This is a genomic window from Streptomyces sp. H51 (genome assembly GCF_035656535.1).
Lineage (GTDB): Bacteria > Actinomycetota > Actinomycetes > Streptomycetales > Streptomycetaceae > Streptomyces.
Window position 1 is genome coordinate 1 of record NZ_JAYMHD010000084.1, and the last position, 24794, is coordinate 24794.

The following is a 24794-nucleotide window of genomic DNA, read 5'->3' on the forward strand; positions in this document are numbered from 1 at the left end:
CTGGAGGAGGCGGCACGGCCGACGGGAGCTGCCCCGGCGGGCCGGGACGCGGCCGCGCCCGCGGGACGGACGGAACACGACCGTCCCCGGCTCCGCCGCCCCGGACGCCACCGGGGTACGGTCTTCCGCCGGACGCCTACGTGCCCTCCCCCGACGAGCAGGCCCGGTCCGACTGCGCCGGGACGCCCAACCGGTTCACGGCACCGGCCGCAGATGGCTCAGGGCGAGATGGGTGAGCTCCTCCAGGAACCGTTCTCTCGGGATGGGCGGCCTGTCCAGCAGACAGCGCACGGTGAGGTGCTCGACCATGCGCACCAGCATCCAGACCGCTGTCTCCGGAGAGGCGTCCGATCGCAGCCCCGGACGCTGTGTGGTCAGGTAGGCCAGCACCAGCTCGCCGATCCGCTCCTCGACGACCCGCAGGGCGCGGCCGTCGTCGAGCCGGGGCCGTGCTCGACGACCGCGCGCAGAAACGGCGGTGCCACGTCGAGTCCGTCGAGCAGCACGGCGAGCGTGCCGTGGACGATCACCGGCGCGGGCTGCTCGAACTGCTCGGTCATCCGTGCGGTGACCCGTGAGACGAGTTCATCGCCGTAGTGCTCCAGGACGGACAGGACGATCGCGTCCTTGTGCGGAAAGTACTGGTACAGCGAGCCGGGGCTGATGCACGCCGTCGCCGCGATCCGGCTCGTGGAGGCGCCTTCGTAGCCGTACTCGGAAAGTGTCTGCTCGCCGGCGTCGAGGATCCGCCTCACCATCATCCGCGACCGTTCCTGCCGTGGTGTCCCGCGCGGGGAAACGCGAGTGCCCGGATCCCGTGGCGCCTGCCGACGAGGCGATGACATGCGGATCAGGACGCGAATTGAACGCGAGCACGGTGGTCGGTCAGCATCGACTCATGGTCGCACACGAGTCATCGCGGGTCGACACCTCTGCCGGGGCGAGCGACCTGGGACCCCCGTCGTCCCGGTTCCCCCGGCGCTTCCGGGAGACCGAGGCCCTCAACCGTCGTCAGGGACGGCCGCTCCGCCTGCTGCTGATCGGCCGGGGCGGTGTGGACGAGGAACTCCTGGCCACCATGGGCAGGCGGCTCATGGCGCGCGACGAGGTCGGAGCCGCCCTGGCGAACGCGCTGCGCAGCGACACCACGGATCCGGACAAGGTCACGATCAGGCAGTTCCGCCGGGCGCTCGCCGACGGCATCGGCGCGGTGCCCGATCCTCCGCAACCGCTGAAGGACTTCTTCGCCGCCGTCGACCCGGTACCGGACTGGGTGGACTTCGACCTGGTCAACGAGGGTGGACGGGTGGCCAGGAGGTTCGGCCGCAGTGCCGCCGACGTCATGCTGCAACTGGCGCTGATCGGCTCCTACCGCTTCGACGGGCCGCCGCGGGTGCTGGTCGAGACCGGAGGCCTGACCGGCGTGTCCGCCCTCCAGCGGATCGCCGAGACCCAGCAGTGGGCGACGGCGGTCAGCGGTCATGACGCCATGCGCCGCGACGGGGCGGGATTTCGGCTCACGGTGCACGTCCGTCTCATGCACGCCCTGGTCAACCACCAGATCGAGCACAACGGCCGCTGGGAGGCGGATCGTTGGGGACTCCCGGTCAACCAGGCCGATCTCGCCGCCACCCTCGGCCTCTTCAACGCGGTCCAGCTGCTGGGGGTCCGCCTGCTCGGCGTGCGCGTCACCCGCGCCGAGTCCCGGGCGTTCATGCACCTGTGGAAGTACGTCGGCCACTTGATGGGGGTGGACGAGGACTGGCTGCACGACCGAGAGCTCCAGCAGCACCGGTTCAACTACCACCTGCTCCTCACCCAGAGCTACGGCGGTTCGGCCGGTCCGCCCCTGGCCAACGCGCTCGTCGACGCGCAGGGCGAGCTGTGGTTCCCGCGATTCGCCCGGCTGAGGCGGGCCTACGCACGCGCGCGACTGCTGAGCATGCTGCGCTACTTCCTCGGCCGCCGGGGCATGCGCGACCTGCGGTTGCCGCCGGCCCTGCCCTGGGCCGTGCCACCGATCATCGTGGCCAACCTCTTCCGCCACCAGGTCCTCGGACGCGCCGAGGCCGGCCGCCGGTACCTGCTGCGCAGTGGTGACCGCTTCATCCGGCGCAACCTGCGCCGGTACTTCCGCGGCCGAGTCCCCGACGTGGCGCCGATCGACATCAGGCGCTGAGCACCGGCGCCGGCCGACGACCGCCCGGGAGGACGGTCGATTCCCGCGCGTCACACGTCGCCTCACCGCGCCGGGTCGCTAGCGTTCTGACGACAAATCAGTCGAATCGGCCGAACCAGCCGAATCAGCGCCGACGCGGAGAGACGAGATGCTCAGGGGATTCAAGAACTTTTTGATGCGGGGCGACATCGTCGTCGTGGCGGTCGGACTGATCGTCGCGCTGGCGTTCAACACCCTCATCATGTCGTTCACGAACAATGTGATCAACCCGATCATCGCGCGGGCGCAAGGAGGCCGGACCTTCGGGCTCGGCTGGCAGCTCGGGCGGCCCGGGAACAAGGCGACCTTCCTCGACATCGGGTCGTTCATCTCGGCGGTCATCTACTTCGTCATCTTCATGGCCGTCGTCTACTTCCTGATCGTGGTGCCGTACAAGAAGGTCCAGGCCCGGCGCGGTGTGGCCGCCTTCAAGGAGGCCGGTGCGGTGAAGACGTGCCCCGCGTGCCTCTCCGAGGACCTGCCCGCCGCGGCCGGCAAGTGCCGGTACTGCGGAACGGAGCAGCCCGCGGCGGGCACGGCACAGCACCCGTGAGGCAGTCGGCGCCGGCCACCCGGACGAGCGACCCGGCAGGCAGAGAGGTTGTCCCGGACCTGCGTCCGGTCCGTCCCCGGACGGCTTCCTCGCGCCCGGACCGGGTCCGGCGCCCCCTGCCCGCAGACGCTTCCCGACCGGCAGGTCACGGGGATTCGGCGAGGCGGAAGCCCATCGCGTAGAACGCCCGGTGGTGCCTGCCGTGGCGGCGGCGGCAGCGGGCCAGGTCGGTGTAGCGGGTGAAGCTGCCGCCCCGGGCCACGCGGTAGGAGGCACGGCCCGCGGCGAGGTCGTCGTCGACGGCCGGGCCGCCCGGGTAGGGGCGGTAGTCGTCCGCGACGTACTCCTCCACGTTGCCGGCCATGTCGTCCGCGCCGAACGGGCTGCGGGCGGTCGGATAGATGCCCACCGGCGTGGTGCTCAGCGGGCCCGCCTCCACGGTGTTCGCCAGGCCGTCCCCGGCCTCCTCGCCCCACGGGTACGCCCTGCCGTCCCCGCCCGAGGCGGCGTACTCCCACTCCGCCTCCGTGGGCAGCCGGAACGCCCGCCCGGTGCGGTGGGCCAGCCAGGCCGCGTACGCGTCGGCGTCCTCGGGGGCGACGCTCCACACCGGGTGGTTGGCCAGGTGCGGCGGGTACACCCCGAACTGCCACGACGAGGGCAGCGGTGTCCCGGGGCGCTCGGTCAGGAAGGTCCGGTACTCCTGATTGGTCACCGGGTACCGGGCGATCCGGAAGGACGGGATCCACGTCTCGTACTCGGGGGTCTCCTTGACGATCCAGTCGCGCACGACCCCGACATGGCTCCAGGCCTCGACCACGGCGTCCACCCGGTCGGGGTGCAGACCCAGCCGGACGCGGGCGGCCGGAACGTCCAGCATGACCGGCCGGTCGACGTCGATGCGGGGGTCGCCGAGCAGCGCCAGGAGCATTCCGCAGGCCAGCCGGGTCGGGAAGTCGGCTCCCGGATCCTCGGCCAGCCGGGCCAGCTCCCGCGGCGCGGTGCCCGCGAGCCGGCGGCACCGGGCGCCGAGCCGCCGGGGATCGACCCGGTCGACGAACGAGGCGGGCAGCCCCAGCGCCGTCCGGTCGTCGAGCAGGTTGGGATTGACGCCGGCCGCGCCGGCCGCGAGGTCATCCACGCGCGCCGCCCGGAGCCGGAGCCGCGGGGACCGGGTAGACGTCACCGTCGTAGGAGGAGGCGAGGAAGCGGTTCCCGGCCGCGTCGTAGTGCAGGCAGGAGATGCCGGCCGTGGTCGGCCGGCTGACGTGCGGCCAGTCGCCGGTGCGCACGTCGTGGACCGCCACCACGCCCGAGTACGAGCCGGTCGCGACCAGTCGCCCGTCGCGGGACGCCGCCACGCACTTGATGGAGTGGTCGTGCGGCGTGGAGACGGTGCGCGCGCTCTCCCCCTCCCAGACGCGCAGCCGGAGATCCCGGCTGACGCTGACGAACCGTCCGCCGGTGAGCGCGGCACAGCCGTTCGCGATCTTTCCGTGGGCGTCGGGGAGCCGGCCGGTCTCCCGAAGGGCCTTGACGGAGAACCAGCTCGCCGAGCCGTCCGCGCAGACGGCGAACAGCGTGTCCCCGGAGACGGCCACTCCCTTGACCGCGCCCGAGTGCAGCGGCAGCGTGGCCACGTGCGCGGTCGTGCCGTCCTGCCGCAGGGCGAACACCAGGCCCTCACCGGTGTACGCGCCGACGACCACGTGCGGTACGCCCTCGCGGACGAATCCCGTCGCGCAGTTCAGCGGGGAGCGGTGCTGGTGGAGCATCTCGCCGGTCGCGGCGTCGAAGACCCGGCCGAGCTGACCGCCGGTCAGGATCCGGCCGCCGGCCTCGACGAGGAAGTTGCACAGGCTGCCCGGCTCGGACAGCGGCTGTCCGTCCGCGCGGACCACCCCCGCGTCCCCGACGGTGCAGACCCTGCCGTCGACCGTGGTGACGGCGTTGACGCACCGGGTCGGCTCGACGCCGGTCAGGTCCCATGCGCCGGTGTCGAGGCGGTACGTGGCGTACGCGGACCCGAACGTGGCGAACGCCAGCGTCGTGTCGTCCACGAACGCGCAGGAGCGCGCCCAGATCTCGGCGGGGAACTCGGCGACGTGCCGGCGGACGAGGCCGTCGGAGGTGTCCCAGACGCGCACCGTCCGGTCGTAGCTGAGGCTGACCAGGCGCCCGGTCGCGGCGTGGTGGACGAGCCGCTTGATGCCCGCGTCGTGGGCGGGGTGGCGTGCGGTGCTCCCGTCCCCGATCCTGATGATCGCGCCGTCGTCGTTGCCCGCGTAGACCACGCCGCTTCCGGTGATGGCGATGGTGTCGGTCTCCACGCCGTCGAGGTCGATGTCGGCGACCATCCGACCGGATCCCAGGGACCAGCGCTTGATCGTGCCGTCGTCGCTGGAGGACAGCAGCTCGTCGGTGCCCGCCGACCACTCCACGGAGATCACATCGGCCGTGTGCCCCTCGAACGTCGCCACCAGCCGCCCCGACACCTCGAAGACCCGGACGCGGTGGTCGCGCGACGCGGTGGCGACGAGCTGCCCGGAGGGGTGGAACGCGGCCATTTCCACGTCGTCCTCGTGCTCGCCGTAGACCGCCTTCAGACGCAGGTCGGGGACCGACCACAGGCGGGCGGTGTAGTCGCTGGACGCGCTGAGCAGGCTGCTGCCGTCCGGGCTGAACGCGACCTGGTTGGCGAGATGGTCGTGGAAGGAGCGGGCGAGGGGTTCACGGCGGCGGGCGTCCCACAGGACGACCTGGTTGTCGTACCCGGCCGTGGCGACGTGGGCACCGCCGAAGGCCGCGACGCCGCTGATCGGACCGTTGTGCCGTATCACGCTGTCTTCTCCTCCAGACGAAGGGAGTGCGAGGTCTGGACGACCTTGGCCATGAGGTAGGCGGTGTTGTGCGGGTTGGCGAAGACGCCGGTGCGCACGGTGCGCCGGACGGCGACCCCGTAGCCCGTCAACTGGGACCGCTTGTCGGGGTTGTTGGTGAGCAGATCGATTTCCGTGTGCCCGAGGGCGCGCAGCATCTGCGCCGCCACGGCGTAGTCCCGCAGGTCCTCACCGAGGCCGAGCGCGCGGTTGGCCTCGAAGGTGTCCATGCCGCGTTCCTGGAGGAGATAGGCGTCCAGCTTGTTGTAGAGCCCGATGCCGCGGCCTTCCTGCCGCAGGTACACCAGGACGCCGCCCACCTCGCCGATGTGCCGCAGCGCCTCCCGCAGCTGAGGACCGCAGTCGCACCGGGCGGAGCCGAACACGTCGCCGGTCAGGCATTCGGAGTGCAGCCGGACGAGCGGGACGGGAGTGTCCGGCCCCAGCCGTACGGCGATGTGCTCGTGCGGGTCGACCAGTCCGCTGAACGTCACGGCCTGCGAGGGCATCGGCTCACCCGATCCGACGTCGATGGGGATGCGCACGGTGGTCCGCACGGAGGCCGGGGGGAGCGTCGCCGGACCACCGTCGGCGGTGGCGGACGGCACGGTGGGACCGGGCGGGACGGACGCGGCGGCCGGGACGTCGCGGGCGGCGTGGTCACGCAGCTGGTTCATCGGTCACTTCCTTCTCTGCCGGCTCTACGGGTGGGACGACCGTCGTCCAGGCGCCGCGTGTCGCGTGCACGTACCACAGTCCGGCGCCCGCCACCGCGGCCAGGACCAGGAACGCCGGGCGGGCCCCGAGGACACCGCTGAGCAGGGGCGTCACCACGGGGGAGAGGAGCGCGGCCCCGCCGGTGAGCAGCCACAGCAGTCCCGAGGCCCGGCCCAGCACGGTGGCGGGAAGGAACTTCACGCGCATCATCACCGCCGTGCTCAGCACCGCGCCCTGCCCCACCGCACCGAGCGCGAGGGCGACGAGGAACAACGGCCACGAGGGCACGGCGAACAGGAGGAGCGACACGGCACGCACGGTCATGCCCAGGACCAGCGACAGCCGCGGACGGAACCGTTTCCGCTGGGCCACCAGGAGGTTTCCGGCGAGCATGCACACGTTCATCACGGTCAGCGCGGTGGCCGCCTCCCGGGCCGAGAGACGCCAGGTGTGGCCGAGTTCGTAGATGATGAGCGTGTTGAGGCCGGCGCCGCAGGCGATGCCCAGCGAGATCTGCGCCGCCAGCATGGCCAGGATGCGGCGGTCGTCCCGGATCGCCCGCCAGCCCTCCGTCAGTTTCCAGGACGTGGACCCGGTTCCCGGGCCGGCGGCGGAGCGGGAGGCCGGCGGGTGGATGCCCAGGGCCCACACGACGATGGGCGCGAAGAACGTCAGCAGGTTGAACCAGAGCAGCCCGGAGTAGTCCAGCCACGGAAGCGTGGCCGTCACGATCAGCGGGCCGATCAGGGTGGAGGCGAAGAACAGGCTGTTCAGGGTGCCGCGGGCGCGCACCTTGCACGCGGGGAACATGCCGGGGATGCCCGTCATCCAGCCGGTGCGGTAGGCCGTGCCTCCCGTGGCGAGCAGCAGCGCGCAGACGAACAGCAGGGCGGTGTCGTGGACGCCCTCGCGCAGCAGCAGGTTCATCGCCAGGGCTGCCGCGGCCTGCAGGAGCAGCCCCGGCACCACCAGCACCCGCGGCCCCCAGCGGTCGGCGGCGACCCCGAGGGACGGTGCGAGCAGCAGGGCCACCGGCACGGCGCCGGCCAGCACGGTCATCACGGCCAGTGAGCCGGTCAGTTCGTACATGAGGAGGGGCAGCGCCGTGGCGTACACCGCTTCCCCGATGTTGTTGACCGTGTTGCCGAGAGCGAAGATCACGAACCGGCGGCTGCGGAAGGGGGACGGCTCGAACTCGTCGTCCGGACCGGTCGGCTGGGCCTTCTCTCCGGCCGAGGCGGGCCCCGTCACGGCCGCGTGACCGTCACATCGACGGGCGATCCGGGGAGCCACAGATCACGTACCGCCGTGAGCACTTCGGCGCCGCCGCTCCGGTCCAGCCGGTACAGGCGCACGTAGCCGCCCCGCCCGCCCACGACGACGTACGGGTCGCCGTGCGGTCCGCGCACGGCCGCCATCCCCTTGGGGAAGTCCGGCAGGTCCTCGTGCAGCGCGAGGAGTTCGCCGGACTCCTGGTCGTAGGCGGCGATCTGCATGCCGTAGGTGATCGCGCAGACGGTGCCCTCGATGACGGCGCAGTTCTCGGTGGTGTTGTCGAGCAGCTCGCTGTAGCGCTGGTCGATCTTGTCGCCGCCGACCTCGAACTCCTTGATCCCGCCGCCCCCGGTGGCCCGCACCCGGTCACCTTCCACGATCAGGCGTTTGGGGTAGTTGCCCAGCTCCGCCGTCCAGGTCGCCGTGGAGTCCGCCGCGTACGCGTTCATCAGACCGTTGCGGGTGGCGAGCAGCCGCCGTCCGTCGAGGAGGTAGGCGCTCGCCCAGGCGCTCGCGGGCAGGTCCTCGATGCGGCCGGTCTCGGCGCCGGTGGCCGCGTCGAATTCGATGCCGCCGCCGTTGCACGCGACCAGCAGCCGGGTGCCGTCCGGCGACTGGGCGAGGGTGTGGACGATGCCCGGCAGCTCCCGCTCCCACAGTGTCTCCCCGCCGCCCGACACCCGGCGCACGGTGGACGGCCAGAAGACGCCCGCCCAGCCGTCGTCGGCGACGGTGACCCGGCGGGTGAAGCCGAGCCCGCTGACGTACCGGTCCGTCACCCGCAGCGACGGGTGTCCCGGGGCGGGCTCCACCAGGCGCAGCCGGGCGGTGCCGTCATCGGTCGCGGCCAGCAGCGACGGGCCGTCGCCGGGCAACGGCTGGAGGTCCCAGACGCACTGCCGTGCGTAGCGCAGCGAGCCGATGTGCCGCCCGTCCGGGCCGAGCGCGGTCACCTCGCCGTCCTGGGTGAGGACGTAGACCCGGTCACCGTCCCCGACCGTCACGTCGATGATCTGGTGCGGGAAACCGCGGACCCGGTCGGCCACGGTCAGCTCCGGGGCCGAGTTGTCGAAGATGAGCAGCTCGCCGTCGAATCCGCCGCAGTAGGCGCGGGAGAAGTCGCTGGAGAACGCGAGCCCTTCGACGTCGTTGCGGGCGAAGTCCAGCCGCTGCTCGACCGTTCCGTCGAGCCGGACGGTCACCACGCCGTTGGCGATCTTGTAATGGTCGCCGATGCCGGCGTCGGTCGTCGCCCAGAACCGCTGGTGGCGCTCGTCGTACAGCACGCGGTGCACGTTCGAGGTGTCGATCTCCACCACGGTCGGGAAGGCCAGGTCGTCCAGCGAACCGAGGTGGATCCGGCCGTGCCGGTCGGAGACGGCGTGGATGCCGGGCGCGTCGGTGCAGAACCACTCCAGCATGTCGTAGCCGTGGGGCCAGGGGACGATCCGGTCGACGGTGAACGTGGCGAGGTCGATGACGACCAACTGGAAGTAGCCGTTGTCGAGGTAGGCCTTGCCGTCCCAGACCCCGACGCCGCGCAGCATGGTGGGCGACGGCTGCTCGCCCTCCAGCAGCAGCGCACGGTCGGCGGTGGCCCGCGCGTCCAGCCGGTCGGTCAGGGCAAGGCTGTCCAGGTCCCAGCGCGAGATGTTGCCGATCTTGTCGCGGGTGACGACCGCGTCGTCGGTGAAGGCGATCGCGTACACCGGGTCCCCCGCCGGATCCTGCGCGGCCACGCTGGAGGAGGAGGACCGGACGCGGTTCAGATCCGCGTCGAACCAGTGCAGGGCGCCTCGGACGTCGGCCGCCAGGATCCCGTGCCCGGGCCGGTGGACGATACGGGTGATGCGATCTTCGTTCGGCACGTGCACGATCCTCCTGGGTGCAAGGTGGGAAGACGGGGAACGGCGCACCGGGTACGGCGGGCCGCGCGGTGGGCCGTCCGGGCGCCGGAGGCCGAGCGGTGACGCCGGCCGCTTCCCGGGGAAGGCTCGGCGCCCTCCCCGGGAAACGGTTCCGACGTGGATCACCGTTCTCAGATCTCGCCGCGCAGGACGCGGCGCACGGGCTTGGTCATGAAGATCACCTCCTCGCCTGCATCTCGTCGGTTCGCGAACCGCCGGTCGGCTCGCCTGCTACGGCGCTCAGATCTCGCCTCGCAGGACGCGGCGCACGGGCTTCGACATGGGGATCACCTCGCCTTCGGTCACCGGGGAACAGGACGAGGAGGCGTCCGGTCGAGCAACGCCCCCGTGGCGGCCGTGGAATGCCGGCCACCGAGGAGGTAGGGCTACAGGGGGTGCCGGCCGCTATCGCAGGAGTGGAACGCGCTGCGCGAGGGTCGCCTCCACCAGGCTCTCCAGCGAGGCGACGACGGAGGGGGCGGTGAAGCCGAAGGCGTCCGACGGCAGCGCCTCCCCGTTGCCGATGGCGACCGGCACATGGTCGACGAGGACGGCGCCCGCGCGCTCCAGCACGGAGTGCAGACCGGGTCTCGCCTCGGCTCCGGCCTTGGGCCCGGACGACGCGGTCACCACCGCGACCGGTCTGCCGGTGAGCGCGCTGTCCCCCCAGGGGCGGGACAGCCAGTCCAGCGCGTTCTTCAGGACGCCGGGTGCCTCTCCGTTGTAGGAGGGGGTGCTGATGATCAGTGCGTGGGCCGACTCCACCAGCGCGCGGGCCTCACGTACGGCCGCGGACCCGTCGACCGCGTCCACGTCCTCGTCGTAGTAGGGCAGGGCCCGCAGGTCGAGGCCGGGCGTCCTGACCGTGGGGCGGTGCGCGGTGAGGATCCGGCGCACGGTCGCGATGACGGCGGAATTGACCGACCCCCGCCGCAGACTGCCCGACACCAGGAGAATCGTGGTCACGCCTCGCTCCTCATCCGCGCGGGGCGCGGTCGGCGGCGGGGGCACGGTCATGAAGGGCGTGGACTCTCACAGCCGACTCGAACGTCACCATCGTCGTCACCACGATGACTTTTCCGTCCCTCCGGTCGCATGGACATCACTGCCGCACACGACCGAACGTTCGCACGGCGGGCCACGGGGCACCAGGCGGAACTTGGCCGTCCTGTTTTCGTCTGGCCCCGGAGGGCCGCACCGTTCACGGAAGCGACGCAAGCCCGTCCGGAACGGTCGATCCCGAGGCGCGGGCCGGCGCGCGCCCCGCAGAGGCAGCGGAGACGTCCGAAGGGATCTGTTACGACCGCGATGCGGGGTGCACGATTTCAGACATGTCAAGCCAGTTGATCGTTTCTTTACCGGCTCATTCTCTTCAGGTCGGTGTTCCGGCTCTCCGCCAGCCGGGATCCCTCGGGCGTGCGGCGGTAGAGCACCGACCGGCCGGACCGGGCGCGGGCGACGAGGCCGGCCCGGTGCAGTACACCCAGGTGGTACGAGACCGTGGCCGGGCTGAGGAAATGACGTGCCGCCAGCTGCGCGGTGGAGGCGGGCCGCGCCAGTGCGGTGAGCAGCCCGGCGCGGGTGGGCCCGAGCAGCCGGGCCACCTCGGCGGAGGGGACCGCCGGGGCGATGGCGCTGGTGACGGCCTTGTCGCGCACGGGATAGACGAGCATCGGAGGCCGGTCTCCCGCGCGCGTCGGATCCACGGCCACGCCCGGCCCGGACGCCACGAGTGACGGCACGACGACCACCAGGGGCACGGGCAGCGCGATCCGGAACCGGCTGTCCACGCGCAGCGTGCCGTCGGCCCAGCGGATGCCCGGGTGCAGCGTGTTGAAGAGCGTGGCCGCGCCGTGCCGGGCCAGCACGCCGGCGCACCGGTCGACCTCCGCGTCGAGGGCGGCCTTGGCCGCCTCCCAGTGCGGGGCGAAGGCCAGCTCCCAGTAGCGCCGCATCTCGTCCGCGGCCTGCCGGGCCACGTGCGCGCCGCCCCGCGCCAGGGCGCGCCGCACCCCGGCCGGCAGCTCGGAACCGTCGAGGCCGTGGCGCGGCCGTCCGTCCCGCAACGCCTGCAACTCGCCCAGCACACGCTCAGGCGGGGTGCACCGGACCCGCTCCAGCTCCTCCTCGACGGTGGGGGAGGGGCCGCACGGGTGCGGGCTGAGGAAGTCGGGCACGTATCCGCCCTGCTCCAGCGCCAGTTCGGACAGCAGGGGCAGTTTGGCCCGGCGCAGCACGCGCCGCGTACGGGCGACCCACGGAGCGGCGTCCGGGCCCGGTCGCAGGCCCCACGGCAGCAGCGTCGCGACGACCTCGTGCAACGGCGAGACCGAGAAGCGGGAACGGGCGAGCCCGGCGGCGTCCACGGTCAGCTCGATCATGCCTCTCCCCGGTGTCCGTTCCCCCGCCGGCCGCGCGGCCGTCCCTTCGAACCTGCTCGAATCCTGACACGGAACGCCGCGGTGGCAGGCCTGATCACCGGATCATGTGGTTCCGGGCAGGGGGCGGATCCGCGACGGTACGAAGCGCGAGGGGCGCGTCGCCCGCCGACCGTGGCTCACCGTCACGCCGTACCGACGTCGGGGCCGCGTCACGGGGGGATGGCGTCGATGGCGTCCTTCAAGCAGCGCAGCGCGGCGCCGAGTTCGTCCCGGGGCGGGGTGGCCAGCGCCAGCCGGAGCGCGTGGGGGCGGTGCGGGCCGGTGGCGAAGGCGTCCGCGGTGGACACGAGGATCCCTTCCTCCGCGAGCACGGCCGCGACGTGATCGGGGCGCTGGTGCGGCTCCAGGCCGACCCACACGATGTAGGAGACCGGGTGTGCCGTGATGTCCAGGCCGGCGAGCGCGGCACGGGCGATGTCCTGCCGGGCGGCGGCGTCCTCGCGGCGGTCTTCCTCCAGGCGGGTGACCGTCCCGTCGGCGATCCAGCCGGTGGCGAGTGCGGTGACGACTCCCGGCGTCCCCCAGGCCGCGGTGCGAAGCGCGCTCACGGCGGCCTTCAGATGACGGCCGGGCAGTACGGCGAAGCCGAAGCGCAGGCCGGGTGCCAGGTTCTTGGACAGGCCGGCGACATAGCAGGTGCGTTCGGGCGCCAGGGCCTGCAGCGGTGGCGGCGGGGAGGGTTCGAGGAAGGCGTAGGTGCCGTCCTCGACGATCAGGCAGTCGTGCGCGCGGGCGAGGGCGGCCAGCCTGTCGCGCTGTTCCCGGTCGAGTACCCAGCCGAGCGGGTTGTGCACGGTCGGCATCGTGTAGACCGCACGGACGGGCCGGGCGCGGCACAGCTCGTCGAGCGCGTCGAAGTCGGGTCCCACGGCCGTGACCGGGACGGGGGCCAGGTCGAGGCCGTGCGCCGCGGCGAGGAGCTTGATGCCCGGGTAGCTGAGCGCGTCGACGGCGAGGACGTCACCGGGCCGGGTGAGCGCGCGCAGCACGACGTCGAGCGCCTGCTGGGTCCCGCTCGTCAGCAGGACGTCGTCCGGCACCGTGTCGATCCCCCGCCCCAGCAGGTAGGTCGCCACGACCGCCCGGTCGTGCCGGTGTCCGCCCGGCGGGTGCTGCCGCAGCAGCGCCTCGACGTCTCCCGACACCGCCATCGTGCGCAGAGCCCGCCGCAGCAGGTCGGCCTGTCCGGGCGCCAGGGGCTGGTTGAACGACAGGTCCGCCGTCCGGGGCACCGGCAGAGCGCGCGACGGTTCGAGGCCGTCGTAGCCGGACCGCACCCGGACGAACGTGCCCCGGCCCGGTTCTCCCATGACCAGGCCGAGCGCGGCGAGTTCGGCGTAGACGCGGGTGGCCGTGGCCAGCGCGATCCGCCGCTCGCGCGCGAGGGCGCGATGCGTCGGCAGCCGGGCGCCGGCCGGGATCGCGCCGGAGCGGATGGCCCCGGCGAACTCGTCGACGACGGCCCGGTAGGAGGACGGTCGCATGCGGCACCTGCCGTCCGTCGGGGAGGAGGGTCGTGGAAGGGCGCCAGTGTATCCAGGACAATCAGTGGATCGTCCTGGGCCACCGCTCGTAGCCTCGGCGGGTCCGAACCCAGACGAAACGGAGTGGCGGCATGACCGTGCGCATCGAGCGGGACGACCAGGTCGCGGTGATCACCATCGACCGGGAGCACAAGCTCAACGCCCTCGACTACCCGACGATCGACGCGCTGCTCGCCCGGCTCGACCTCGTCGACGCCGACGACGGCATCCGGGCGGTCGTCCTGACCGGCGCGGGGCACAGGGCGTTCAGTGCCGGCGCGGACATCCCCTCCCTGGCGGGCAGCATCGCCGGCGGGCCCGAACGAGCGGTGCGCGAGATCGTCCGCCGGGGACAGGCGCTGACCCGGCGGATCGAGGAGTTCCCCAAGCCGGTCATCGTCGCGGTCAACGGCCTGGCCTACGGAGGCGGTTGCGAGATCACCGAGGCCGCACCGCTCGCGATCGCCGCGGACCACGCGACCTTCGCCAAGCCCGAGATCTCCCTCGGCTTCCCGCCTCCCTTCGGCGGCTCCCAGCGCCTGCCACGACACGTCGGCCGCAAGCGGGGCCTGGAGATGATCCTGACCGGTGACCCGATCCCGGCCGCCCGAGCCGCCGAGCTGGGCCTCGTCAACACCGTCGTACCGGCCGGCGAACTCCTCGACGCCGCACGGGATCTGGCCGGACGGATCATCCGGCACGCGCCGACGGCCGTGGCGGCCTGCCTGCGCGCGGTCACCCGCGGCGTCAACCTGCCGATCGACGAGGGACTGGCGGTGGAGGCGGCGTGCTTCGCCGCCACCGTCCCCACCGACGGCGTACGGACCGGCCTGCGGCGGTTCCTCGACCGGACCGCCGCAGCCGGCCGGACCTGACCCGCGCGCCAGGCGGCGCCCCTCCGGCCGGCGCCACGGTGCGCACGCCGCGGTCGATCGGATCCGCGGTGCCGCTCCCGTCCGGCAGGTGACCCTCGCCTGCCGGTCAGAACGCGCGGAACTCCTCGAAGGACGGCTCGAACGCGGGATCGGGCAGTCGATACGCCTTGCACCGGGCTTCTGGTCCGCCCCGCGGTCCGGCGCCGCTCGCGTCGCCGGGAAAGGCGTCGGGGATCACCTGCCACCCGGTGTTGCGCTCGTAGTACCGCGCGGCCTTGCGCACGGACGGCCACCAGTCGTCGTCGAGGACGATCAGACCCCCGGGCCGGACGATCTTCCGCAGGAAGTAGAGGTCGACGAAGACCTCGTGAAACCGGTGACTGCCGTCCACGAAGGCCGCGTCGGCGACGAAGCCCTCGCCGAGGAGCTGCGGGAGCGCGGCCGACGACGGAACGGGCATCAGCGTGGTGAACGACTCCAGCCCCGCGGAGCGCAGCAGATCCCAGCCGGCGTCGGCGTACTCGCCCTCCTGGAACGGGTCGATGACGATGTGCCGGGGCAGCGGGGGATCGACGGTCGCCAGGGCCTCGCCGATGGCGAGTGCGGAGCCGGCGTACGCGAGACCGATCTCGACGACCTTCCCGGCCCGCTCGGAGACCAGCAGATCGCGCAGTCGATCGCAGTGGCGTTCGGGCACCGTGACGGTCTCGAAGTCCCGCTCACGGTCCCGCGTCCGCGGCGGCCCCTCGCGCGCGAGCCGACGGCGTACCTCGCGAACCCGCGCCACCCGTTCGTCCGCGCCCGTCACACCGGCCGCTCCGCGTTCGGCACGGCGTCGCGACGGGAGACCGGGCCCGGGGGCAGATCCAGGCCGCGGGAGGTGACCAGCCGGGCGTTGCCCTCGGCCAGGCGGTAGGACAGGCCCACGACAGCGGTGCGTCCGGAGGCGACCTGGTCGGCCAGTTCCCGGGAGCGCTCCACGAGGAAGTCGACGGTGTGCCGTACGTGCGTGTCGATGAACTCGTCGTCGTCGCTCGCGCCGGCGGCGTGCGCGGCCAGCACGCTGGGTGTCACCCGCGCCGTCACCTCCCGCAGGTACCCGCGGGCGGTCGTACCGTCCGCCACGACCTCCCGGGTCGCCGCCACGGCCCCGCAGCGGTCGTGGCCGAGGACCACGACCAGCGGGCACTCCAGCACGCTCACCCCGTACTCGATGCTGCCCAGGACTTCCGGTCCCGCCACATGCCCGGCGGTGCGGACGACGAACAGGTCTCCGAGCCCCTGGTCGAAGATGATCTCGGCGGCCAGCCGGGAGTCGGAGCATCCGAACAGTACGGCGAAGGGGCGCTGGGCCGAGGCCAGGCCGGCGCGGTGGGCGGCGTCCTGGTTGGGGTGCCGGGGTGTGCCGGCGGCGAAGCGGTGATTGCCCGCCATGAGCAGGTCGAAGGCCTCACCCGGGGTGGAAGGAGTCGTCTCGGTCATGGCCGCAGGCTACGACGGACACCGGCCCGCCGGGGCACAAGGGCACGTCTGTGTCTCCCGCCTCGGTGCCGGGGCTGTTCGGGGGCCGGTGCGCTCCAGGGCGCCGGCCCCGTGCCGTCGCTCCAGGCCCGCAGGGCCTCCCCGTCCACGCAGACGATGCCGCACCGCTCGGCGTACTCGGCGGCCGGCGCGGTGAAGTCGCTCGTGGTGACGACGACGGCGACGTCGGCCTCGTGAACGGTGTAGCAGGTGCCGCCGAAGCGCTGCAGATCCTGGGAGCCGACGCGGTTTCCGGCGCCGTAGCGCTTGCACTGGACGACGACGCGGCGCCCGTCCGGCGCGACGGCCAGGACGTCGGCGCCGAGGTCTCCCGCGCCCCCGACGACATCGACCTCGGAGCATCCGTCCCGTTCGCACAGCCCCGCGATCGCCTGCTCGAACTCGTCCGCGTCCAAGCCGTCGTAGTCGGGTACGGCCCCGTACGCGACCGTCTCGGAGGCGTCGAGGGTGCCGGCCGCGTCGCTCGGGGCCTCGGCACCGGCCACCGGCACGGTGGCCGCCCCGTCGCCCTGGAAGGTGATCGCCTCCGCCGCGTCGTCGCCCGGGCGGGGCGCGGGGACAACCGCGCAGCCGGTCGCCGGTGCGTTGCCCGCGGCCTGCGCGGCCGGGGCGGGAATCGCCGGCGTGTCGAGCACGTCGAGGGCGGTGTGCGTCGCCTCCTCCAGGGCCACGGCGGCCCGGTGCGCGGTCCGCTTCGCGGAGAATCCGCGCCGGCGCCCGTGCAGGGCCACGACGGTCGCCGTCACGACGAGGCAGAGCACGACCCACACCGGGCGGTGCCGCAGAGCGCCGGCCGCCGAGCGGACGGCGAAGCCGGTGATGGTCAGCAGGAGCGCGAGGAGGGCGAAGAACACGGCCGTGGCGCGGAGATCGAAGGGCCGTCGGCGGTCACCGGGGCGTATGCGGCGGGTACGTGTGGTCACGGTGGTGAGACCCCTTCCCGTTGTCGGCACGGAGATCACTGGGCCGTCTGCCCCGAGATCCCGATCCTGACCGCCGCGCCGCTCGCCGGTCCTGGCCCGATGCGGCCGCCGGCCTCGGTACGGCGGTACGGCGCCGGTCCTTCTGTTCCTCGTGACGAGGAATCACCGTGCGGGCACCGCTGCGCCCTGCTAGCGTCTCCCGCATGAAGCGCGCTGCCATGACGACGACGCCGGAGAGTGTCCCGGCGGGCTGACAGATGTCCTGATCCGAAGCCCCGGGGCGAGTGCCCCGGGGCTTCGCCTTGCGGTCACCCGCCCGATGTCCGCGAGGAGACCGCCATGCACGACCACCGCGAACTCGGCCGTGAACTGGGCCTGTTCGACACCGACCCGCTGATCGGCGCCGGGCTGCCGTACTGGCTGCCCGACGGCGCGACCGTACGGCACACCCTGGAGGAGTACATCCGCGCCGCCGAGCGGCGAGCGGGGTACCGCCACGTGTACTCACCGGTGCTCGGCAAGCGGGAGCTGTACGAGATCTCGGGGCACTGGGCGCACTACAGCGGCGACATGTTCCCCCCGATGCAACTCGGCGGGGAGCAGGTCGTCCTGCGGCCCAGCCTGTGCCCCCATCACGCGGTGATCTACCGCTCCCGCTCCCGCAGCTACCGCGAACTGCCCCTGCGCATGGCCGAACTCGGCGGCATGTACCGCTCCGAACTCTCCGGCGTGCTCGGCGGACTGACCCGGGTGCGGGCCATCCAGCTCAACGACGCGCACATCTTCTGCACCCTGGACCAGGTCGCCGAGGAGGCGCGGGCGGCGCTGGAGATGATCCGCCGGGCCTACGCGGCGCTCGGCATCACCCCGACCCGCTACCGGCTCTCGCTCCAGGGCCCCGGCGGGAAGTACGTCGACGCTCCCGAGAAGTGGCAGCGGTCCACCGCCCTGCTGATCCACGTCCTCCACCACTCCGGCCTGCCCTACGAGGCGGCCGAGGGGGAGGCCGCGTTCTACGGCCCGAAGATCGACGTCCAGGTCACCGACAGCGCGGGCCGGGAGTTCACCCTGTCCACCGTCCAGGTCGACTTCCACCAGCCCGAGCGGTTCGACCTGCACTACATCGGCGCGGACGGCGCGAGGCACCGCCCGGTCATGGTCCACCGCAGCATCATCGGCAGTGTGGAACGAGCCGTCGCCCACCTCGTCGAACAGCACGGCGGCGCCTTCCCCGCCTGGCTCGCCCCCACTCAGCTGGTCGTTCTCCCGATCTCCGACAACGAACTGCCGAACGCCGCGGCCCTCGCCCGACGCTGCGCCCGCCTCGGACTGCGAGCCGAGATCGCGGGACCGGAACGCGGCAGCCTGGGCGCCCGTGTCCGAGAGGCCCGGCTGGTTCCGTACCAGGCCGTCATCGGTGCCAGGGAGGCCGCTGACGATCACGTCGCACTGCGCCTGCGGGACGGGCGCCGGCTCGACCCGCAGCCGGTCACCGAGGCACTCACCCGCATCGGCGCTCTCATCGGGGCCCACAGCACCGACCTGTGGGCCGACGTCACCTGACAGCAGGCATCGCCGCACGGATCGTTGTTACGCACTTTCGGGTGACCGCGGTGGTGCCGGTGGGGTGGCGAGAGCCGGCCGCGCATGGCCGCAAGCCCGTACTTCCACGCTTAAAACCCCCTATACGACGTCAATGCGGCATACGCGGAACATTCGTGTGCCTTGCACCCGAGAGTCACAGGAATGTGCGCGATCGGTAACCGCGGTCCGCGGGTGCCGCGTCCGACGGGACGAGGGCCGCAGGGTGTGCGTGTGCGGCCGACCGGTCGCACACCAGCACCACACACCCTGCCGGCCCGCGCCGTTGGCGGCGCCGTGGGGTGTGCGCACCCGTGAAGGGGGACTTCGTGTCCGTTTCTTCTTCCGCTCGCCGTCTGGCCGCCGCGTGCGGCGTGGCCGCCGCTGTCGTGGGCGCGGTAACGCTGCCGGCCGCGGCCGCCGACCACGGCCATGGCCGCCCGTACCGTGAGCGGGTGGTCATCAGCGGTGTGCAGTACGACTCCCCGGGCTGGGAGGACCGTTCCAACCGTTCGCTGAACAGGGAGTGGGTGGACATCACCAACGATTCCCGCCGGGCCGTCGACCTGGACGGCTGGACCCTCTCCGACGAGGACGGTTACACCTACACCTTCCGCCGCGTCCGGCTGGAGGGCGGCTCGACCGTCCGCGTGCACACCGGCATCGGCCGGGACACCTCCGAGGACCTGTACCAGGACCGCCGCGACTACGTGTGGGACAACGACTACGACACCGCGACCCTGCGCAACGACCGGGGCCGGTTCGTCGACGAGTTCTCCTGGGGCGGCGACCGCCGAGACCGCCGCGACGGTGACCACCGTGACGGCGACGACCGCCACCGGCACCACCGCGACGGCGGCCACCGCTGGGACGGAGGCCACCGCTGGGACGGCGGTCACCGCTGGGACGGTGACCAGCGGCGTGACGGCGGTGACCGCCGCACGGACCGCCGCTACTGACGGTCCGTAGGGGACCGGCGCACCGTTCCCGGCACCGCGCCACTCCTGGCGAGCGACTCCTGGCGAGTGGCGCGGTGAGAACGGCCGGCCCGGTAAGGACCACCGGGGCCGGATCCTCCGGTGTGTGCCAGGACCGGGCCACCAGAGCGGTCGCCTCGGCGGTCAGTCACCCGCGGTGCGGGTGGTGAGGTCCTCCTCCGTGATGGGGCGGACCACCCGGCAAGGGGTTCCGACCGCCACGGCCATCGGGGGAACGCTGCGGCTGACGACGCTGCCGGCGCCGATGACCGACCCGTATCCGATACGAACACCGGGCAGCACCACCGCGTTGCTGCCGATCCACACCTTGTCCTCGATCACGATCGGCTCCGAGAAACGTCCGAAGTCAGCGCGTCGCGAGGGATGCACCGGGTGTCCCGTCGTGGTCAGGGTGACGCTGGGCGCGATCATGACGCCGTCGCCGATCCGGATGTCCACGTCGTCGACGAAGGTGAGGTTCACGTTTCCGAAGAAGTCGTCACCGATGTGTACGTTGCTGCCGAAGGCGGCGTGGAACGGCGGTAGCAGGGCCGTGCGTTCACCGACCGAGCCGAAGATCGCGACGAGCAGCGACCGGCGCTTCTCCGTTTCGCCCGGTGGTGTGTGGTTGTACTCGAAGATCTGCTCGGTACGGCGCCGAGGGGCCTGGAAGGCCGCTTCCGACTCGGTGTAGACAAGCCCCTCGGCGATCCGGGACAGGACTTCTTCCTCGTGAGCACGCGTCACAGCGGAACGCTCCTTCTGTCCAGCCCTGCGGGCACGGGCCCGGCGCGTCCCTGGCCGACCACGTCGACCACGCGCGTGCAGAGCCTACGTACATCGCGGGGACACCGTGATCCGTTTCGGACAGCCGGCCGCCGACCACCCGGTCGGGGCCGCGGCGCGTCCGGGGGCGGACGCGCCAGTCGTCGGGCCGTGCCCGGCCGCGCGCTGCGGGAACCGGCACACCGGCCGCGGACGGCGGGGGTATGAGGGCCCCTACCACGCGGTGGCGTTCTCGGCAGCCGGCCGCCGGGCGGATCGGCTCCAGCGGGCGACAACAGCACGAAGGCGAGGAGAGCACTCTCCTCGCCACTCTCAACGTACAGCGCTCCGGGGGGCTTGCGGCAAGACCCGGGGCACGGCGCAGAATCGTCGGCCATGGCCACAACCTGCGGATCTGGGGGCACGAGGTGCCTGAATCGTCGTCGACGACGGAGCACGGCCGGCGCGGAGGCATCGCGATGACCGGACAGTACGTGTGGGATCTTCAAGAGGCGGACGAGACGCAGGTCGCGGTCGTCGGCGGCAAGGGTGCCCTCCTGGGCGGGCTGTCGCGGGTCGAAGGCGTCCGCGTGCCGGGTGGCTTCTGCGTGACGACGGAAGCCTTCCGGCTGATCATGGCGCAGGCGCCGTCGGTCGAGGACCGGCTCGAGCGACTGTCGCGCGCGGACCCGGACGACCGGGAGACGATCCGCACGCTGAGCGCGCAGCTCCGCCGGACCGTCGAAGGCGTCGCCGTTCCGGGTGAACTCGCCGCGGAGATCACCGGCGCGCTCGCCAGGTCCGGCGCGCAGGCCGCCTACGCCGTCCGCTCCAGCGCGACGGCCGAGGACCTGCCCACCGCCTCCTTCGCGGGCCAGCAGGACACGTACCTGAACGTCGTGGGGCCGGCGGCGGTCCTCCGGAACGTCAGCCGGTGCTGGGCTTCGCTGTTCACCGAGCGGGCCGTGATCTACCGTCGGCGCAACGACATCGACCACCGTACGGTTCACATGGCCGTGGTCGTGCAGCGGATGGTGCTTCCGGACGCGGCCGGCATCCTCTTCACGGCCGATCCCGTCACGGGCAACCGGAAGGTCGCCGCCGTCGACGCCGGCTTCGGCCTCGGCGAGGCGCTGGTCTCCGGTCTGGTCGACCCGGACGTCTTCAAGGTGCGAGGAGGCGAAGTCGTCGCCAGGACGATCGCCGCCAAGCGGCGTGCCGTGCACGCCCTGCCGGCCGGCGGCGTCGAGGAATCGGTGATCGATCCGCGGCGGCAGCGGCAGCCGGCGCTGACGGACGCGCAGGTGCTGCAACTGGTGCGGATAGGGCGGCGGATCGAAGCACACTTCGGCTGCCCGCAGGACATCGAATGGTGCCTGGACGACGACGGCTTCCAGATCGTCCAGAGCCGGCCGATCACGACTCTGTTCCCCGTCCCCGAGACCGGTGACCGGGAGAACCACGTCTACGTCTCCGTCGGTCATCAGCAGATGATGACCGACCCCATGAGGCCCTTGGGGCTCTCCATGTGGAAGCTGACGGCCATGGTGCCGATGCACGAGGCCGGCGGGAGACTGTTCGTCGACGTCACCCGGCGGCTGGCTTCGCCCGCGGGCCGCGTCGGCCTCCTGGATGTCGTGGGCAGATCCGATCCGCTGACCAGGGACGCGCTGGAGACCGTCCTCGACCGCGGCGACGGCTTCGTCCCGTCGCTCCCGGACGACGGTCCCGGCGGGCCGCCGGCCGGCGACCCGCCCGATCCGGTCGAGACCGATCCGGCCGTCGTCACGGAGCTGGTCGGGCGCAGCCAGGCGTCCGTCGCCGCCCTGAGGCGTGACATTCGGACGAAGACCGGACCGGCGCTGTTCGACTTCCTGCTGGAGGCCTTCGAGGAGCACAGACGCGTCCTCGGCGATCCCCTGAGCATCCAGGCGATCAGGGCCGGGACGGAGGCCACGTGGTGGCTCAACGACAGGCTGCGGGCATGGCTGGGGGAGAAGAACGCGGCGGACACGCTCACGCTGTCCGCCCCCGGCAACATCACCTCGGAGATGGGCCTGGCCCTGCTCGACGTCGCGGATGCGATCCGCCCGCATCCGGAGGTGGTGGCCTTTCTCCAGGGAGTCGGGGACGAGGACTTCCTGGAGGAACTGGCGAAGCTCCCGGGCGGCACCGAGGCGCGCGCCGCGTTCGAGGCGTACCTGGACCGGTACGGCATGCGCTGCGCCGGCGAGATCGACATCACCAGACCGCGTTGGCGCGAGCGGCCCGCCACTCTCGTGCCCGCGATCCTCGGCAACGTCAGGAACTTCGAACCGGGCGCCGCCGGGCGGCGCTTCGAGCAGGGACGGCAGGAGGCGCGCAAGAAGGAGCAGGACGTGCTGTCACGCCTGCGGAACCTGCCGGACGGCGGACGGAAGGCCGACGAGGCCGAACGGATGATCGACCGGGTCCGGACCTTCATCGGATACCGGGAGTACCCGAAGTACGACATCGTCAGCCGCTACTCCGTCTACAGGCAGGCCCTCCTGGAGGAGGCCGAGCGTCTCGTGCGGGAGGGCGTGCTTGCCGAACGGGAGGACGTCTACTACCTCACGTTCCAGGAGTTTCACGACGTCGTGCGCTCGCACCGGTTGGACGAGCGGCTCGTCCGGCAGCGCAAGGACGCCTTCCGGTCGTACCACGCGCTCACACCGCCCCGGGTGCTCACCTCGGACGGCGAGGCCGTCGCCGGTGCGTACCGCCGCCAGGACGTGCCGGCCGGTGCCCTGCCCGGTCTGCCGGTCTCCGCCGGGACCGTCGAGGGCAGGGCCCGCGTCGTCCATGACATGGCGCAGGCCGATCTCGAGGCGGGCGACATCCTGGTCACGGCCTGTACCGACCCCAGTTGGTCTCCCCTGTTCGTCGGAATCACCGGCCTGGTGACGGAGGTGGGCGGCCTGATGACCCATGGCGCGGTCATCGCGCGGGAGTACGGCCTGCCGGCCGTCGTGGGCGTGGAGCGGGCCACCCGGCTGATCCGGGACGGGCAGCGGATCCGCGTCCACGGAACCGACGGCTACGTCGAAATCCTGTCCGCCGACCGCACCGGGAAGAGCGGTCCGGTCGGAACCGGTTCCTAGGAGGGGCAGGTGGGCAGCACGGTGGTGAGCTGATTCAACTGGTCGGGGCGGACACGGATGCCGGGGAGCCAGAGGTGTTCTCCGCCGCGTGTGACCTGGATCCAGATGCTGGTGTGCTTGTGGTTCTCGTCGGTGACGGTGACGCCGTCGGCGATGGTGCACCGGGCGCGGAGCAGGTCGTGGTGCCAGACACGGCCGGCCGAGTTGGACGTCACGTAGGGGCGGTAGGGGCTGTAGGCCAGGGACAGGGCGCATTCGTTCGTGCGAGGTTTCTGGCATGCCTTCTCGACGTTGTGGACGAGGACACCGGCGTCGCTGCTTCTGCTCGCGCTGCCCGTGCCGCCCTGCGCGGGCGCGGCACCGGGCGCCTCGTGCGAGGGAAGCAGGAGAAGCAGCAGCGCCGTCGCGAGTCCGCCCGCGGCGGCCGCGGCCGCCGCGGTGACCCAGCGACCGGACACGGCCCCGCGCAGCCGGGGCCACCCGGCGAGGCCGGGAAGGCCTGACGGACCGGCAGCATCCGAGGCGCCAGTGCCGGTGCCAAGACTCGTGCTCGTGCCGGCGTCGGCGTCGGCCGGCTCGTCGGGGCGGGTGCGGTCGGCCGCTTCCCACAGGGCACGGTACTCGGCAGGGTCCGCACCCAAGGCCCGGCAAAGGTCACTCACCACCGTCCAGGCCGGCACCGTTTCCCCGCGGAAGTAGCGGGAGAGCGACGAGTCGCTGATACGGACCTGGGTCTCCAGACTGCGCAGTGTGCGCCCCGACTGCTGCTGGAGGCTCCGCAGCGCGTCCCCCAGCTTCCGTGCTGCCGCACCATGGTCCGGTCGTCGGCCGGTCATCGCGAAGGGCCTTTCGTGCGGGGGAGAGACCGCGTCCCGCGGTTGTCCCGTGTCCCGGGACGGACGCGTCCCGGCAGGTCAGGACTGTATTTATCCCGACATCGGTGAAGCAAGCGGGATCTGGTTTCCAAGGGGCGTCTTCCTGTGCAAACTCGGCATACCGGCCGAGCAGATCACCCCCGAGGGTGAGCGTGCCGGTGGTCGTGGCAGTGCCGGCGGATGCCGCACGGGCCGACCTCGAACCCCTACCGAAAGGATCTCCATCATGCGTGCACGCACCGCACTGTCCGCCTTCGCGGCGATGACCGTCGTCGGGCTCGGCCTGGTCTCGGCCGGGCCCGCCCTCGCGGCCCCGAGCGCGGCGTCCCACCAGGTGGCAGCCGTCCGGGCGGCCGACGGCCTCGACATCCACCGCGGCAAGTTCATGACCCTGGGCGGCTGCCAGACGGCCGGTCAGCAGGGCATCGAGCGTGGGCACTGGGACCGCTACCAGTGCGCCGAGGGCTCCATGTGGCCGTGGGTGTGGAACCTGTGGACCAACCGCTGAGCACCTGGCCTGCCGGTGGCCTCCGCCCCTGCACGGGCGGAGGCGCAGCAGCAGGAACAGCGGCAGCGCGGCCACCGCGAAGGGGAACATCAGCCCCATGGTGAAGACGGTGA

General features: G+C 72.3%; 22 protein-coding genes. 7 read left to right on the forward strand and 15 right to left on the reverse strand.

Features of this window, described 5'->3' with window-relative positions; genetic code table 11:
* Positions 1-195: 195 nt before the first annotated feature.
* Together VKA29_RS33140 and VKA29_RS33145 are read right to left on the reverse strand one after the other, a co-directional pair.
* Positions 196-390, reverse strand: coding sequence for a hypothetical protein (locus VKA29_RS33140; protein WP_324789742.1), 195 nt, complete (start codon positions 388-390; stop codon positions 196-198).
* Positions 375-761: a TetR/AcrR family transcriptional regulator gene (locus VKA29_RS33145; protein ID WP_324789743.1), complete on the reverse strand. Its 387-nt coding sequence runs from the start codon at positions 759-761 to the stop codon at positions 375-377. Before VKA29_RS33145 ends, VKA29_RS33140 begins: the two co-directional genes overlap by 16 nt.
* 137 nt (positions 762-898) lie before the next feature.
* Here VKA29_RS33145 and VKA29_RS33150 point away from each other — a divergent pair, with 137 nt between their 5' ends.
* A complete protein-coding gene (locus tag VKA29_RS33150) occupies positions 899-2179 on the forward strand; it encodes an oxygenase MpaB family protein (protein WP_324789744.1) in 1281 nt (426 codons plus the stop codon).
* Between the two features lie 148 nt (positions 2180-2327).
* Entirely contained in the window at positions 2328-2771 is a 444-nt protein-coding gene (locus VKA29_RS33155; RefSeq protein WP_324789745.1) for an MscL family protein, read from the forward strand.
* Positions 2772-2916: 145 nt separating this feature from the next.
* On the opposite strand, the gene VKA29_RS33160 is transcribed toward VKA29_RS33155, so the two are convergent.
* The 8 genes from VKA29_RS33160 to VKA29_RS33195 all read right to left on the reverse strand — a co-directional run bounded on the left by VKA29_RS33160 (position 2917) and on the right by VKA29_RS33195 (position 13474).
* On the reverse strand, positions 2917-3912 hold the full coding sequence (locus VKA29_RS33160; RefSeq protein ID WP_324789746.1) for a formylglycine-generating enzyme family protein: 996 nt from the start codon (positions 3910-3912) through the stop codon (positions 2917-2919).
* A complete protein-coding gene (locus VKA29_RS33165) occupies positions 3905-5611 on the reverse strand; it encodes a WD40 repeat domain-containing protein (protein WP_324789747.1) in 1707 nt (568 codons plus the stop codon). Before VKA29_RS33165 ends, VKA29_RS33160 begins: the two co-directional genes overlap by 8 nt.
* Entirely contained in the window at positions 5608-6327 is a 720-nt protein-coding gene (locus tag VKA29_RS33170) for a GTP cyclohydrolase II (RefSeq protein ID WP_324789748.1), read from the reverse strand. Before VKA29_RS33170 ends, VKA29_RS33165 begins: the two co-directional genes overlap by 4 nt.
* Positions 6311-7618 (reverse strand): MFS transporter, encoded by a 1308-nt coding sequence (locus VKA29_RS33175; RefSeq protein ID WP_324789749.1) that lies wholly within the window; start codon positions 7616-7618, stop codon positions 6311-6313. Before VKA29_RS33175 ends, VKA29_RS33170 begins: the two co-directional genes overlap by 17 nt.
* Positions 7615-9510 carry a PQQ-binding-like beta-propeller repeat protein gene (locus VKA29_RS33180; RefSeq protein WP_324789750.1) on the reverse strand — a complete coding sequence of 632 codons (1896 nt, stop codon included), beginning with the start codon at positions 9508-9510 and terminating at the stop codon, positions 7615-7617. Before VKA29_RS33180 ends, VKA29_RS33175 begins: the two co-directional genes overlap by 4 nt.
* Before the next feature lie 444 nt (positions 9511-9954).
* On the reverse strand, positions 9955-10515 hold the full coding sequence (locus tag VKA29_RS33185; RefSeq protein ID WP_324789751.1) for an NAD(P)H-dependent oxidoreductase: 561 nt from the start codon (positions 10513-10515) through the stop codon (positions 9955-9957).
* A gap of 389 nt (positions 10516-10904) precedes the next feature.
* Positions 10905-11930: an ArsR/SmtB family transcription factor gene (locus VKA29_RS33190; protein WP_324789752.1), complete on the reverse strand. Its 1026-nt coding sequence runs from the start codon at positions 11928-11930 to the stop codon at positions 10905-10907.
* Between the two features lie 209 nt (positions 11931-12139).
* The gene (locus VKA29_RS33195) at positions 12140-13474 is read right to left on the reverse strand and encodes a PLP-dependent aminotransferase family protein (RefSeq protein WP_324789753.1); all 1335 of its coding nucleotides are present in this window, start codon (positions 13472-13474) and stop codon (positions 12140-12142) included.
* A gap of 131 nt (positions 13475-13605) precedes the next feature.
* Here VKA29_RS33195 and VKA29_RS33200 point away from each other — a divergent pair, with 131 nt between their 5' ends.
* Positions 13606-14388, forward strand: coding sequence for a crotonase/enoyl-CoA hydratase family protein (locus VKA29_RS33200; protein WP_324789754.1), 783 nt, complete (start codon positions 13606-13608; stop codon positions 14386-14388).
* A 106-nt stretch (positions 14389-14494) separates the two neighbouring features.
* Here the strand turns inward: VKA29_RS33200 and VKA29_RS33205 are convergent, their stop codons facing one another.
* Genes VKA29_RS33205 through VKA29_RS33215 form a run of 3 tightly spaced genes read right to left on the reverse strand, consistent with a single transcriptional unit; the run spans position 14495 to position 16853 of the window.
* Positions 14495-15196: a class I SAM-dependent methyltransferase gene (locus VKA29_RS33205; RefSeq protein ID WP_324789755.1), complete on the reverse strand. Its 702-nt coding sequence runs from the start codon at positions 15194-15196 to the stop codon at positions 14495-14497.
* Positions 15193-15870, reverse strand: coding sequence for a carbonic anhydrase (locus VKA29_RS33210; protein WP_324789756.1), 678 nt, complete (start codon positions 15868-15870; stop codon positions 15193-15195). The genes VKA29_RS33205 and VKA29_RS33210 overlap by 4 nt, the downstream gene beginning before the upstream one ends.
* Complete coding sequence (locus tag VKA29_RS33215; RefSeq protein ID WP_324789757.1) at positions 15867-16853, reverse strand: restriction endonuclease; 987 nt, start codon at positions 16851-16853, stop codon at positions 15867-15869. Before VKA29_RS33215 ends, VKA29_RS33210 begins: the two co-directional genes overlap by 4 nt.
* Positions 16854-17192: 339 nt before the next feature.
* Here VKA29_RS33215 and thrS point away from each other — a divergent pair, with 339 nt between their 5' ends.
* Positions 17193-18416: a threonine--tRNA ligase gene (gene thrS / locus VKA29_RS33220; RefSeq protein ID WP_420718622.1), complete on the forward strand. Its 1224-nt coding sequence runs from the start codon at positions 17193-17195 to the stop codon at positions 18414-18416.
* A gap of 347 nt (positions 18417-18763) precedes the next feature.
* Positions 18764-19393 (forward strand): lamin tail domain-containing protein, encoded by a 630-nt coding sequence (locus tag VKA29_RS33225; RefSeq protein WP_324789759.1) that lies wholly within the window; start codon positions 18764-18766, stop codon positions 19391-19393.
* Positions 19394-19555: 162 nt separating this feature from the next.
* Here VKA29_RS33225 and VKA29_RS33230 read toward each other — a convergent pair whose 3' ends face one another.
* Positions 19556-20158 (reverse strand): sugar O-acetyltransferase, encoded by a 603-nt coding sequence (locus VKA29_RS33230; RefSeq protein ID WP_324789760.1) that lies wholly within the window; start codon positions 20156-20158, stop codon positions 19556-19558.
* Between the two features lie 497 nt (positions 20159-20655).
* On the opposite strand from VKA29_RS33230, the gene rph reads away from it, so the two are divergent.
* Positions 20656-23298, forward strand: a complete 2643-nt coding sequence (gene rph, locus VKA29_RS33235) for a rifamycin-inactivating phosphotransferase (protein WP_324789761.1) — start codon at positions 20656-20658, stop codon at positions 23296-23298.
* On the opposite strand, the gene VKA29_RS33240 is transcribed toward rph, so the two are convergent.
* A complete protein-coding gene (locus VKA29_RS33240) occupies positions 23295-24134 on the reverse strand; it encodes a helix-turn-helix transcriptional regulator (protein ID WP_324789762.1) in 840 nt (279 codons plus the stop codon). The two genes, rph and VKA29_RS33240, sit on opposite strands and share 4 nt — an antisense overlap.
* Positions 24135-24399: 265 nt before the next feature.
* Here VKA29_RS33240 and VKA29_RS33245 point away from each other — a divergent pair, with 265 nt between their 5' ends.
* Positions 24400-24681, forward strand: a complete 282-nt coding sequence (locus VKA29_RS33245; protein ID WP_324789763.1) for a hypothetical protein — start codon at positions 24400-24402, stop codon at positions 24679-24681.
* Positions 24682-24794: the final 113 nt, after the last annotated feature.

Excerpts from the sequence above, each read along its gene's own strand:
- VKA29_RS33145 (WP_324789743.1), bottom strand. The coding sequence starts at position 761 with ATGATGGTGAGGCGGATCCTCGACGCCGGCGAGCAGACACTTTCCGAG.
- VKA29_RS33150 (WP_324789744.1), top strand. The coding sequence starts at position 899 with ATGGTCGCACACGAGTCATCGCGGGTCGACACCTCTGCCGGGGCGAGC.
- VKA29_RS33155 (WP_324789745.1), top strand. The coding sequence starts at position 2,328 with ATGCTCAGGGGATTCAAGAACTTTTTGATGCGGGGCGACATCGTCGTC.
- VKA29_RS33170 (WP_324789748.1), bottom strand. The coding sequence starts at position 6,327 with ATGAACCAGCTGCGTGACCACGCCGCCCGCGACGTCCCGGCCGCCGCG.
- VKA29_RS33190 (WP_324789752.1), bottom strand. The coding sequence starts at position 11,930 with ATGATCGAGCTGACCGTGGACGCCGCCGGGCTCGCCCGTTCCCGCTTC.
- VKA29_RS33195 (WP_324789753.1), bottom strand. The coding sequence starts at position 13,474 with ATGCGACCGTCCTCCTACCGGGCCGTCGTCGACGAGTTCGCCGGGGCC.
- VKA29_RS33200 (WP_324789754.1), top strand. The coding sequence starts at position 13,606 with ATGACCGTGCGCATCGAGCGGGACGACCAGGTCGCGGTGATCACCATC.
- VKA29_RS33210 (WP_324789756.1), bottom strand. The coding sequence starts at position 15,870 with ATGACCGAGACGACTCCTTCCACCCCGGGTGAGGCCTTCGACCTGCTC.
- thrS (WP_420718622.1), top strand. The coding sequence starts at position 17,193 with ATGCACGACCACCGCGAACTCGGCCGTGAACTGGGCCTGTTCGACACC.
- rph (WP_324789761.1), top strand. The coding sequence starts at position 20,656 with ATGACCGGACAGTACGTGTGGGATCTTCAAGAGGCGGACGAGACGCAG.
- VKA29_RS33240 (WP_324789762.1), bottom strand. The coding sequence starts at position 24,134 with ATGACCGGCCGACGACCGGACCATGGTGCGGCAGCACGGAAGCTGGGG.
- VKA29_RS33245 (WP_324789763.1), top strand. The coding sequence starts at position 24,400 with ATGCGTGCACGCACCGCACTGTCCGCCTTCGCGGCGATGACCGTCGTC.